Genomic DNA, 11,406 nt, shown 5'->3' with positions numbered 1-11,406 from the left:
CCGGGTGGAGCGGGATCCGGCTATCACGATCGAGTCCGCCCGGCGCGCGGCGAAGGCGGCGGCGGCCGCCTGCTCGTCCTCGGGCGTTCCGCCTGTGGTGGCGAGCAGGAGCATCTTCCGCTGCTCCCGCGCGGCGGCCTGCACGCCGCGCGCGATGGCCGAAAAGTAGGGATCGGCGATGTCGTGGACAATCAGCCCGATGAGGCCCGAGCTCGACTTGGCCAGGCCCTGCGCCTGGGCATTCGGAACATAGCCCAGTGACTCGGCGGCCTTCCGGACCCGCTCCGCGATCTCGGGACCCGGGGTCCTGGCGGACCCGTTGAGGACGCGGGACGCCGTGGCGGGGGAGACCCCGGCCAGCCGAGCCACTTCGGTCAGCGTGCTTGCAGCCACAAAGAACTCCTGTTCAACAGCCTCAGTTACGGGCAACTTCGGCGATGCTCACATTATTGCAGTTCGAAGTAACCGGGGAAAGCGCTTGCCAAGCGTGTGGTGCGTATGCATGATGAGACCAGCGGGAATGCGCTTTCCCGACTGATACACGCTTCGCCGACTACCTTGAAGAGGACACATGGGCTTCGAAACAAAGACGATCCGCATAGCCATGAACGGCATTACCGGCCGCATGGGCTACCGCCAGCACCTGCTGCGGTCCATCCTGCCCCTCCGCGACGCCGGGGGGCTGACCCTCGAGGACGGCACAAGAGTCCAGGTCGAGCCGATCCTGGTGGGCCGGAATGAGGCCAAGATCCGCGAACTCGCAGAGCTCCACAAGGTGTCCGAGTGGAGCACCGACCTGGACGCGGTCATCAACGACCCCACAATCGACGTCGTCTTCGATGCGTCCATGACCAGCCTGCGCGCTGCCACCTTGAAGAAGGCCATGTCTGCCGGCAAGCACATCTTCACCGAGAAGCCGACGGCCGAAACGCTGGAAGAGGCGATCGAGCTGGCCCGCATCGGCAAGGAAGCCGGGGTTACGGCCGGGGTGGTCCACGACAAGCTGTACCTGCCCGGCCTGGTCAAGCTGCGCCGCCTCGTGGACGAGGGCTTCTTTGGCCGCATCCTCTCCATCCGCGGCGAGTTCGGTTACTGGGTCTTCGAAGGCGACGTCCAGGCTGCCCAGCGGCCGTCCTGGAACTACCGCAAGGAAGACGGCGGCGGCATGACCACGGACATGTTCTGCCACTGGAACTACGTACTGGAAGGCATCATCGGCCAGGTCAAGAGCGTCAACGCCAAGACCGCCACCCACATCCCGGCCCGCTGGGACGAGGCCGGCAGGGAGTACGCGGCCACCGCCGACGACGCGTCCTACGGAATTTTCGAACTCGAAACCCCGGCGGGCGATCCCGTCATTGGCCAGATCAACTCCTCGTGGGCGGTCCGGGTCTACCGCGACGAACTGGTGGAGTTCCAGATTGACGGAACGCATGGATCCGCCGTCGCCGGCCTCAACAAGTGCGTCGCACAGCAGCGTGCCCACACTCCCAAGCCAGTCTGGAACCCCGACCTTCCCGTCACCGAGTCCTTCCGCAGCCAGTGGCAGGAAGTTCCGGCCAACGCGGAGCTCGACAACGGCTTCAAACTGCAGTGGGAGGAATTCCTGCGCGACGTCGTCGCCGGCCGGGAGCACCGCTTTGGCCTGCTGTCCGCAGCCCGCGGCGTCCAGCTCGCCGAACTCGGACTGCAGTCCAACGACGAGCGCCGCACCGTCGACATCCCGGAGATCACGCTCTGATGACATCGCTGATCCTCCCCACCTCTGACGGCGGCACGCGCCAGTACCGCCTCAAGGCCGCCCCCTCCTGGTCCAAGCCCGTACGCCCGCTGACGTCGCGGCGGGCGTACGCCGCGGCCCACGTCATCCCGGAAGTCGCCGCCGACAACACACCGGGCGCCCCGGCGCATCTGGACTGGCACGCAACCCTCGCCTACCGCCATGAGCTCTGGTCCTACGGGCTTGGCGTTGCCGACGCCATGGACACGGCGCAGCGCGGCATGGGCCTGGACTGGGATGCCACGCAGCAGCTCATCAAGCGCACGGGGGCCGAGGCCGCCTCCGTTGTCTCCGCCGGCGGGCCGGCCACGGCCGGCAAGAGCGTCCGGGACCTCGTCGCGTGCGGTGCCGGGACGGACCAGCTGGATCCCGCGGCGCTGCCGGCGGGCGCCGCAGGAATCGAGGCCGTCCTGAACGCCTACCGCGAGCAGGCCGCCGTCGTCAGTGAAGCGGGGCCGAAGGTCATCCTGATGGCGTCCCGCGCGCTGGCCAAGGTGGCCACCGGTCCGGATGATTACCTGCACGTCTACTCGACGCTCCTGCGCGAAGTGGACAAGCCCGTCATCCTGCACTGGCTCGGCACCATGTTCGATCCCGCGCTGGTGGGCTACTGGGGCTCCTCCGATGTTTCTGTTGCCACCGAAACCTTCCTGTCCCTGATCCGGGAGCACGCCGACAAGGTTGACGGCGTGAAGGTGTCCCTGCTGGACGCCGGCCACGAAGTGGCCCTGCGGGCGGCACTCCCTGAGGGCGTCCGGCTGTACACGGGCGACGACTTCAACTACCCGGAGCTGATCGACGGCGACGGCGCCCGCCACTCGGATGCCCTGCTGGGCATCTTCGCCGCCATCTATCCGGCAGCGTCGGCGGCACTGCAGAGGTATGACGCCGGCGACGGCGCCAGGGGCCGCGCGATCCTGGACTCCACCCGGGAGCTGGGCAAGCACCTTTTCAGCGCCCCCACCTTCTACTACAAGACCGGCATCGCGTTCCTGTCCTGGCTCAACGGCAAGCAGCCGGGCTTCCAGATGGTCGGCGGGCTGCACTCCGGCCGTTCCGTGGTGCACCTTGCCCGAACATTCGAACTGGCGGACAAGGCGGGGCTGCTGAAGGATCCCGCCCTCGCCGCGTTCCGGATGTCCGACTACCTGCGCATCAACGGAGTGGGAGTATGAGCGGCTTTGGTTCCCTGCCCGACTTTTCACGGTTGTCCCTGAACAGCGCCACCACGAAGAAATGGACCCTGGCCGAGGCGGTTGACGGCTGTGCCCGAGCCGGCGTCCCGGCGATCGGGCCATGGCGGGACATCGTTGCCGAGGCGGGCCTGGATAAAGCGGCCAAACTGATCAAGGATGCCGGACTCCGCGTGTCCTCGCTGTGCCGGGGCGGTTTCCTCACGGCCACTGACGCTGCCGGGCAGGCTGCTGCGCTCGCCGACAACAGGGCCGCAGTCCTGGAGGCTGTGGCGCTGGACACCCGGGACCTGTTCCTCGTCGTCGGCGGGCTGGCGCCGGGGGAGAAGGACGTGGTGGCCGCCCGTCGGCGCGTGGCCGACCGCCTCGAGGACCTGGTGCCGTTTGCGGTGGAGCAGGGGATCCGGTTGGTGCTCGAACCCCTGCACCCGATGTACGCCGCGGACCGTGCGCTGATCTCCACGCTCGGGCAGGCGCTAGATCTTGCGGCCCCGTACGACGCGGAGGCGGTGGGGGTCGCCGTCGACACGTTCCACGTGTGGTGGGATCCGGAGCTGGAGGCGCAGATTGAACGGGCGGGACGGGAAAACCGGATCGCCTCCTACCAGGTGTGCGATTTCAACCTTCCCATCGCCGCCGACGCGCTGCTGTCCCGGGGCATGATGGGCGACGGCGTCATCGACTTCGCCACGATCGGCACCTGGGTCAGGGACGCCGGCTACACCGGCGACATCGAGGTGGAAATCTTCAATCAGGGCATCTGGGACGCCGACGGCGACGACGTTCTCGCGACCATGAAGGAACGGTACGCGGAACTCGTGCTGCCCTTCGCCTAAAGGGAGGTCACCGGCACCGGCACCTGCACCGGCCCCGGATAGGCCGGTGCCGGTGCCATTCCCCGCGCTCTCCGCGGCGCGTAGGGTGATGCACACGCATGAATGGTCACTCAGGTCAGGAGGCAGGCTGATGAATCGCAGGGGCAAGGACGCCGTCGCGTCCGTTGTTGTGGCGGTGTCGCCGAAAAGGGTCTGGAAGGCACTCACCGACCCCGCCGAAGTCAAAGAGTATTTCCTCGGCACCAATGTCGCCTCGACGTGGCGTGAGGGCGATCCGGTGACGTTCACGGGGGAGTGGAAGGGGAGGGCCTACGAGGACAAGGGCATTGTTCTGGAGAGCAGGCCCAATGTACTCCTTCGCATCAGCCACTACAGCCCGCTCAGCGGTCTCCCGGACGTCCCCGAGAACTATCACACGGTGGAGTACCGCCTCTCCCCGAGGATTGAGGGAACCGGAGTCACCATCGTTCAGGGCAATAACCGGGACGACGCCGAGGCGGAGGAATCCTTCAAGCTGTGGGACATGGTGCTCGGCAACCTTAAGGAGTATCTGGAACGCTGAACGGGGAGCAGAGCCGGAACGCGGGCAGCCGCGTTTTGGGACGTCGGTTTGAGTTCTTACCGGCGGCGTGCGGCCGATACCCGTCGGCGGTGCTCAGCTGCCCGGAGCTGGATGATCCGCGCAGCGCCGGCCATGGCCACCAGGACGCCGCCGCCCACTGCGGCGATGAACAGCGCGATGCCAAGGGCCACAGCACCTTCAAGCCCGAAGAACTTCACCTGGACCAGCTCCTGGTTCTGCAGGATGAAGGCGATCAGCAGCACAAGGACCACCAGTGCCGATGCAACCGCGGCCCAGATCATGCCGGCCCGGGTGACCTGGCGCTTTGGTTCCCCGTTGCCCGCAGATCTGCCCGCAGGCGGGGTGGAGGTTCCGTCATAGCCAGGGAGGGCGTCCGTGCCGGGCCGGGGCTGCCGCACCTCGGCGGCAGGCGGCTGTCCTTCGGGCGGCGCTTCCGGCGGCGGAGTCGCGGCAGGTTCCGGCGCCGGAGGGCGTGATGCCTGCTCCTCGAACGGGTCGCGATCAGAACGGTTCTGCGGCATGCCAGTGAATCCTTCCGGTGTCCGCCCCAACAGGGCGGGGTGCGTGGGCGCCGGCGCCACAACACTGTCCCGGCGCCCACTTCGATCATAGGCACGTTTCGCGCCTATAGTAAGCATGCTTGGCATACTGTGCTGCCGCGTGTCGGCGCGGGGCGGCAGCGGGGCGGGGAGCGGCTTGCCGAGAGGAAAGTGGGCTGCAATGAATAAGAGGCTCTGATCTGCAGTGTGCAGGCCAGAGCCTCTTTGGCTGGTGCCCCAGGAGGGAATCGAACCCCCGACCGGCGGATTAGAAGGCCGCTGCTCTATCCCCTGAGCTACTGGGGCAGGTGGGTGCCCGGCAAGTTCCCGGGTGCCTCAAAAAGTCTACATTGCCTTCCGGCTCGACGGTGGCAGGGCCCGGGAACGTTTCGCCCGGGCGCTTTCCCTGGACGCCTTCGCCCGGGGCGGTGCTGGTCCGCCGGCTTTATCCACATACGGGACTTCGGCTCTCCCGGGGGCGCCGCGGACGGTTGATGCTGGGAATGCCTGCTAGGGCAAGACACATCGAGACAGGACACCAAGATGACCGACAACATTACGGTCCGGGGCTTCGTTGCCTCGGAGATCAGGACATCCACCACCCCGGGCGGCGTGGCAACGGCCTCCTTCCGCCTCGGGTCGACCGACCGCCGGTACGACCGTGCCAGCAGCACCTGGGTGGATGGCAACACGAACTGGTTCACAGTCCAGGGCTACCGGCAGCTGGCCGGAAACATGGGGTGCAGCATCAGGAAGGGCCAGCGGGTCATCATCGTCGGCCGGCTGAAGATGCGCAGCTGGGAAAAGGAAGGCCGGATCTACCACGTCGCGGAGATAGATGCGGAGTCCGTGGGTCACGACCTCATGTGGGGTTCGGCCAACTTCACCCGGACTGCCGCCAACAACCCCCAGTCTGCCGGGCCGGCCGCCGCTGGTGAGGGCGCCGGCGGGCGGGCTGCTGACTCCGACGACCGGGACGATCTTGCCGGCGACGCGGAGGAAGACGACGGGGACCACGACGCCGCCGCGACCGGCGTGTTCATCGACGACGATTCAGGAGAAACCCTTCAGCTCGACTCCGAAACGAGCGAGCTGACCGGAGCGGCGGCCTGACCGCCGGGGTCATGCGGCACCGTTCCCCCGCGGTGCCGCATGGCAGAATGGCACCGTGACAAGACCCAAGGCACCCCAATCGACTACGGCGTTACTGCAGTCCCTGACCAGGATGCCGGCCAGGATCGCGGTCGCCGGGCTGCTGCTCTCGTCGCTGGCTGCGTGCACCTCCGCAGCAGGCCCCCAATCTCCTGCAGTCAGCACTCCTGGACCGGGTTCCGCAGCGTCGGGTTCTGCAGGGTCCGCTTCGGCGCCGCCAGGGTCTGTGGCGGCCGCGGGTGCGGGCCCCGGAACGGCCACGGCCCAGCTGCAGAAAACCATGACAGACACGCTGGGAGCCGTGGCCGCGGCTGCCCCGAAGCCCGGCACTGAGCAGGTCAGGCATGCCCTTACCGCCGCGGGCGTTCCTGCCGCCACCTTGGAAGTTTCAGCCGGCCGGACGCCCACCGGGCTGGACGTGGATTCCATCGAGGCGGCGTCGGTGCAGGGCAGGGAATGCGTCATAGGCCAGATCCGTGACGGCAAAGTGACTGTGACCGTACTGCCTGTGCTGGCGAGCGGGAAGTGCTTCGTCGGAGCTGCCGCCTGACGCTCCGAATGTGAGTTATGCCCGTCAACCCACTAGATTTGGAACCATGGCGGAATTTATCTACACAATGACCAAGGCCCGTAAGGCTGTTGGCGAAAAACTTATCCTCGACGACGTCAGCATGTCGTTCTTCCCGGGCGCCAAGATCGGTGTTGTTGGTCCCAACGGTGCCGGTAAGTCCACCATCCTGAAGATCATGGCAGGCCTGGACACCCCCTCCAACGGCGAGGCGCGGCTGAGCCCGGGATATACCGTGGGCATCCTGCTCCAGGAGCCGCCGCTGAACGAGGAAAAGACCGTCCTGGGCAACGTCCAGGAAGGTGTCGGCGAGATCTACGGCAAGATCCAGCGCTTCAACGAAATCTCCGAGGAGATGGCCAGCCCCGACGCCGACTACGACGCGCTGCTGGAAGAAATGGGCCACCTGCAGGAAGCCATTGACGCCGCCGATGCCTGGGACCTCGATTCCCAGCTCGAGCAGGCCATGGACGCCCTCCGCTGCCCGCCCGCCGACGCCGACGTCACCCTGCTCTCCGGCGGTGAGCGCCGGCGAGTGGCGCTTTGCAAGCTGCTGCTGCAGAAGCCGGACCTCCTGCTCCTGGACGAGCCCACCAACCACCTCGACGCCGAGAGCGTGCTGTGGCTGGAACAGCACCTCTCCAGCTACGCCGGCGCCGTCCTGGCCGTCACTCACGACAGGTACTTCCTGGACCACGTTGCTGAGTGGATCGCCGAAGTGGACCGCGGCCACCTTTACCCGTATGAGGGCAACTACTCCACGTACCTGGAGAAGAAGCGTGCCCGCCTGGAAATCCAGGGCAAGAAGGACGCCAAGCAGGCCAAGCGCCTTACCGAAGAACTGGAATGGGTGCGCTCCAACGCCAAGGGCCGGCAGACCAAGTCCAAGGCCCGTCTTGCACGCTACGAGGAAATGGCGGCCGAGGCCGACAGGACCCGCAAGCTGGACTTCGAGGAAATCCAGATCCCGCCGGGCCCCCGCCTCGGCGGACTGGTTCTGGAGGCGAAGAACCTGCAGAAGGGCTTCGAGGACCGCACCCTGATCGATGGTCTCTCCTTCTCGCTGCCGCGCAACGGCATTGTCGGCGTCATCGGCCCTAACGGCGTCGGCAAGACCACGCTTTTCAAAACCATCGTCGGGCTCGAACCGCTTGACGGCGGCGACCTGAAGATCGGCGACTCCGTCAAGATCTCCTACGCGGACCAGAGCCGCGGCGGCATCGACCCCAACAAGACGCTGTGGGAGGTCGTGTCCGATGGACTGGACTTCATCCAGGTGGGCAATGTTGAGATGCCGTCCCGCGCCTACGTGGCCGCCTTCGGGTTTAAGGGCCCGGACCAGCAGAAAAAGGCCGGTGTGCTGTCCGGTGGTGAGCGCAACCGCCTGAACCTCGCGCTGACCCTCAAGCAGGGCGGCAACCTGCTGCTCCTCGACGAGCCCACCAACGACCTCGACGTCGAAACCCTGAGCAGCCTCGAAAACGCCCTGCTCGAATTCCCGGGCTGCGCCGTGGTGGTCTCGCACGACCGCTGGTTCCTGGACCGGGTGGCCACCCACATCCTGGCGTACGAAGGCGACGACGAGAACCCCTCGAAGTGGTACTGGTTTGAGGGCAACTTCGAATCCTACGAGGAAAACAAGGTGCAGCGGCTCGGCCCCGACGCCGCGAAGCCGCACCGCGTCACCCACCGCCGCCTCACCCGCGACTAGCCGCCCCACCGCGACTAGGTGCCACTGCGAAAGGCCGGTTCCCAGCGGGAACCGGCCTTTCGCATACATGCCCGCGCGCAGAAGGGCGGGACTAGTCCCGGTCGGCCTTGCGCATCTGGTGCTGCAGGACTTTGGACTGGAATGCGCCAGCAACCTTGCTCTTCAGGTCTGTCGGCACGCGGACCATGCCTTCCTGGGCCACGGACGCCACGTGCAGGCCGTCGCGGTTGAAGATCTTGCCCGTGGCCAGCCCGCGGGCACCCTGGGCGCTGGGCGATTCCTGGACGTAGAGCAGCCACTCGTCAACCCGCACCGGCCGGTGCCACCACATGGCATGGTCGAGGCTGGCCACGCTCATTCCCGGGGTGATCCAGCTCAGTCCGTGCTTGCGGAGAATCGATTCCAGCAGGGTGTAGTCGCTGGCGTAGGCCAAAGCCGCCCGGTGCGTATTGGCATTGTCCGGCATGCGGCTGAAGGTCTTCATCCAGACGGCATTGCGGGCTTCCTTCTTGCCGGTGGCCGCCACATAGAGGGCAGGGTCCACGTGGCGGATGTCGAACGGCCGCTCATAGGCCCAGTGCCGCGCCACGGGATGGTCGTACTTCCCCAGCAGGTCGGCGGTGCTGGGGAGGGACTCCGGATCCGGGATTCCGGCCGGCATCTCCGACTGGTGCTCGATGCCCTCGTCCCCGGCCTGGAAGGAGGCAATCATGGAGAGGATCGGCTTCCCCTCCTGGTACGCATGGACCCGGCGTGCCGAGAACGAGCGCCCGTCCCGCAGCCGCTGCACCCCGAACGTGATGGGTTTGTCTGCGTCGCCGGGCCGGAGGAAGTATCCATGCATGGAATGCACCGTCCGGTCGTCCTCCACGGTGCGCATTCCCGCGATGAGGGACTGGGCCAGCACCTGGCCGCCAAAGACCCGCTGGTGCGGCTGGCGCTGGGACGGGCCCATGAAGATATCCTCATCCGTGCGGGCACCTTCAAGTTCACCGAGGTCCAGCAGTTCGATCAGTGAAGTGGTGGGGTCATTGATGGGTAGTTCCTGCAATCCGGCGTCCGCTTCAGTCATGGTTTGACTCTAGACGTCGCCCCGGCAGCGCTCAACCGAGCCCAGCCCGGTAGTGTTTTAGATGTGTCTGATCTCCTCACCCAGTCCTTCCGCTTCGCGGACCCCCGCGATCTTGCCGATCTGCGCACCTACGCGACCCGCGCCAAGGCCGTCGACGACGGCGCCATCCGCCTCCAGGCCGCAGGTCCGGTACTGGCCGCGTACGTCTGCGTGCTCCGGCCCCGGATCCTAGGGGAGTCCACGCCCACCATCCTTGGGCTCCGCACCATGGGCCTGGCGGAACCGTCCACCGTGGACGTCACCGTGCCGCTGGCGGCCGTCCTTGACCGGCTGGCCAGGGCGGGGGAGAACGACGCCGAACTGCCGGTCCCGCCGTCGACCGTCACAGAATCCTGGGCCGGCGTCGGAGCGCCGCGGGGAGGCTGGGAGCTGGTCGGTTCCATTCCGGACTCCGAACTGCGGGAAGCCGCGGAGGCCGGTATCACAGAGGTCGCAGGGATCATGCCGGACAACCCGGGCGCCCACATCGTTAACAACGCCCGCGCCGCGGTCTGGGGACGCGAACTCGAGGGGCACTCCGGGCTTCCGGCCGGAGCGGCGTTCGCCGCCCTCGCGCTCGGCTTCCTGGGCACCGACGAACAGAGGCTCTACCGGGCCGGGCGCTGGTTCCGCCTCAGCGGCAGCCGCGGACACGTCCTGGCCCGGACAGGTGCAGGCCTGCTCTAGCACGGACCCGCCAGCGAACCCTGGCGTGCCTAGGCCCCGGACGGGCTGTTGACCATGGAGAGCGCCGCCCGCTCCATGTAGTCCCACAGGGTGCCCTCGTACAGCGGCGGCAGCTCCAGCGAGTCCACGGCCGCGCGCATGTGGTGCAGCCAGCGGTCCTTCGCCTCCGGCGTCACCTTGAACGGCATGTGGCGCATGCGCAGCCGGGGATGGCCGCGTTCCTCGCCATAGGTGGTGGGTCCGCCCCAATACTGTTCGAGGAACATCAGGAACCGCCGCTTGGCCGGTTCCAGGTCCTCTTCCGGATACATTGCCCGCAGCAGCGGGTCTGCAGCCACGCCGTCGTAGAACACGTCGATCAGCTTCACGAAGGTCTCGTGGCCGCCAACAGCGTCATAGAAGTTGTCTGTGTAGCCCGGCTGGCTGAACGGGTCGTTGCGCATCAGCTGCCGGGGCGCGTTGGGTTCCGAAGGAGTCGGGATGGTCATGGTTACTCTGCGGCTTTCTGCTGCGGTCCGTGCTGGGCTTCGGCCTCAAGCGGCCCGGCGTCTGGCTCCTCTGCGGGGGCCACATAATTGCCCTGCGAGCGGTTTCCCACGCGAAGGATTTCGCCGTTCCGCAGGTACCAGATGGCCCCGTTGTCGTCCCGGACCCGGGTGATCCTCAGCCCGATCGACTCCACCACGCCAACCACTTCGCTGGTCTCAATGATGTCCCCGATGCCGTACTGGTCCTCGATGGTGATGAAGATGCCGGCCAGGAAGTCGCGGATGAGTTGCTGGGCGCCGAAACCGATGGCGATACCGAGGATCCCGACGCTGGTCAGCAGCGGCGCGACGTCGACGTCGAGGTTCTTCAGCACGTAGATGCTGGTGATGACGGCGAGGACCACGCCGATCACGCTGTTCAGCAGCGACCCGATGGTCCGGGCACGCTGGACACGGCGTTCGTGATCCAGTGCGCGCAGAGCGGGAGCGACCCACCGGAAATGGGGCTTCTTGAATAGAGTTGTTCCGCTGGCGACCCGTTTGGTGATCCGGGAGATCACGTAGGTTGCCACCAGCCACAGGAGGATGCCCGCACCGAGGCTGATCGCTATTCCGGCGACGTTGAACCCTGCTGGCTCAAGCGAGGCCGAAGGCGTTGTAAACATGCTGTACATCTTGTAGGGATGCTCCTAGTTGCTGTCCGGCGCCAGCCGGAATTTCCTGCCCGCGTATGCGCGGCGGGTTGGTTCCGTTTCCTT

The 11,406-nt window shown here is 66.6% G+C and carries 13 protein-coding genes and 1 tRNA gene; 8 read left to right on the top strand and 6 right to left on the bottom strand.

The window, feature by feature from the left end; translation table 11 throughout:
• Positions 1-393, bottom strand: a 393-nt coding sequence (locus AC3A3W_RS16460) for a LacI family DNA-binding transcriptional regulator (protein WP_487444078.1), incomplete at its 3' end; no start/stop codon positions are given.
• Positions 394-571: 178 nt separating this feature from the next.
• Between AC3A3W_RS16460 and AC3A3W_RS16455 the strand changes: the two genes are divergently transcribed.
• The 4 genes from AC3A3W_RS16455 to AC3A3W_RS16440 all read left to right on the top strand — a co-directional run bounded on the left by AC3A3W_RS16455 (position 572) and on the right by AC3A3W_RS16440 (position 4,371).
• A complete protein-coding gene (locus tag AC3A3W_RS16455) occupies positions 572-1,741 on the top strand; it encodes a Gfo/Idh/MocA family protein (protein ID WP_487444077.1) in 1,170 nt (389 codons plus the stop codon).
• Positions 1,741-2,955 carry a dihydrodipicolinate synthase family protein gene (locus AC3A3W_RS16450; RefSeq protein WP_487444076.1) on the top strand — a complete coding sequence of 405 codons (1,215 nt, stop codon included), beginning with the start codon at positions 1,741-1,743 and terminating at the stop codon, positions 2,953-2,955. Before AC3A3W_RS16455 ends, AC3A3W_RS16450 begins: the two co-directional genes overlap by 1 nt.
• Positions 2,956-2,969: 14 nt before the next feature.
• The gene (locus AC3A3W_RS16445) at positions 2,970-3,809 is read left to right on the top strand and encodes a sugar phosphate isomerase/epimerase family protein (RefSeq protein ID WP_487444082.1); all 840 of its coding nucleotides are present in this window, start codon (positions 2,970-2,972) and stop codon (positions 3,807-3,809) included.
• A 130-nt stretch (positions 3,810-3,939) separates the two neighbouring features.
• Positions 3,940-4,371 (top strand): SRPBCC family protein, encoded by a 432-nt coding sequence (locus AC3A3W_RS16440; RefSeq protein ID WP_487444075.1) that lies wholly within the window; start codon positions 3,940-3,942, stop codon positions 4,369-4,371.
• 56 nt (positions 4,372-4,427) lie between these two features.
• Here the strand turns inward: AC3A3W_RS16440 and AC3A3W_RS16435 are convergent, their stop codons facing one another.
• Both AC3A3W_RS16435 and AC3A3W_RS16430 read right to left on the bottom strand, forming a co-directional pair.
• A complete protein-coding gene (locus AC3A3W_RS16435) occupies positions 4,428-4,913 on the bottom strand; it encodes a LapA family protein (protein WP_487444074.1) in 486 nt (161 codons plus the stop codon).
• 248 nt (positions 4,914-5,161) lie between these two features.
• Positions 5,162-5,237 (bottom strand) — tRNA-Arg (locus AC3A3W_RS16430).
• 237 nt (positions 5,238-5,474) lie between these two features.
• Between AC3A3W_RS16430 and AC3A3W_RS16425 the strand changes: the two genes are divergently transcribed.
• The 3 genes from AC3A3W_RS16425 to ettA are packed head-to-tail and all read left to right on the top strand — an operon-like array spanning position 5,475 to position 8,362.
• Entirely contained in the window at positions 5,475-6,044 is a 570-nt protein-coding gene (locus tag AC3A3W_RS16425) for a single-stranded DNA-binding protein (protein WP_487444073.1), read from the top strand.
• Between the two features lie 55 nt (positions 6,045-6,099).
• Positions 6,100-6,633, top strand: a complete 534-nt coding sequence (locus tag AC3A3W_RS16420; RefSeq protein ID WP_487444072.1) for a DUF6993 domain-containing protein — start codon at positions 6,100-6,102, stop codon at positions 6,631-6,633.
• A gap of 46 nt (positions 6,634-6,679) precedes the next feature.
• Complete coding sequence (gene ettA / locus AC3A3W_RS16415) at positions 6,680-8,362, top strand: energy-dependent translational throttle protein EttA (RefSeq protein WP_205654057.1); 1,683 nt, start codon at positions 6,680-6,682, stop codon at positions 8,360-8,362.
• A 91-nt stretch (positions 8,363-8,453) separates the two neighbouring features.
• On the opposite strand, the gene AC3A3W_RS16410 is transcribed toward ettA, so the two are convergent.
• The gene (locus tag AC3A3W_RS16410) at positions 8,454-9,434 is read right to left on the bottom strand and encodes an acyl-CoA thioesterase (protein ID WP_487444071.1); all 981 of its coding nucleotides are present in this window, start codon (positions 9,432-9,434) and stop codon (positions 8,454-8,456) included.
• 63 nt (positions 9,435-9,497) lie between these two features.
• Here AC3A3W_RS16410 and AC3A3W_RS16405 point away from each other — a divergent pair, with 63 nt between their 5' ends.
• Entirely contained in the window at positions 9,498-10,160 is a 663-nt protein-coding gene (locus AC3A3W_RS16405; RefSeq protein WP_487444070.1) for a DUF8185 domain-containing protein, read from the top strand.
• Between the two features lie 29 nt (positions 10,161-10,189).
• Here the strand turns inward: AC3A3W_RS16405 and AC3A3W_RS16400 are convergent, their stop codons facing one another.
• Positions 10,190-10,648: a globin gene (locus AC3A3W_RS16400; RefSeq protein WP_276208588.1), complete on the bottom strand. Its 459-nt coding sequence runs from the start codon at positions 10,646-10,648 to the stop codon at positions 10,190-10,192.
• Between the two features lie 2 nt (positions 10,649-10,650).
• Entirely contained in the window at positions 10,651-11,322 is a 672-nt protein-coding gene (locus AC3A3W_RS16395; protein ID WP_487444069.1) for a mechanosensitive ion channel family protein, read from the bottom strand.
• Positions 11,323-11,406: the final 84 nt, after the last annotated feature.

This window comes from Arthrobacter sp. Soil_N43, assembly GCF_057655195.1.
The sequence above is the reverse complement of the archived record's forward strand: the minus strand, read 5'-3'. Positions and strand labels throughout refer to the sequence as shown.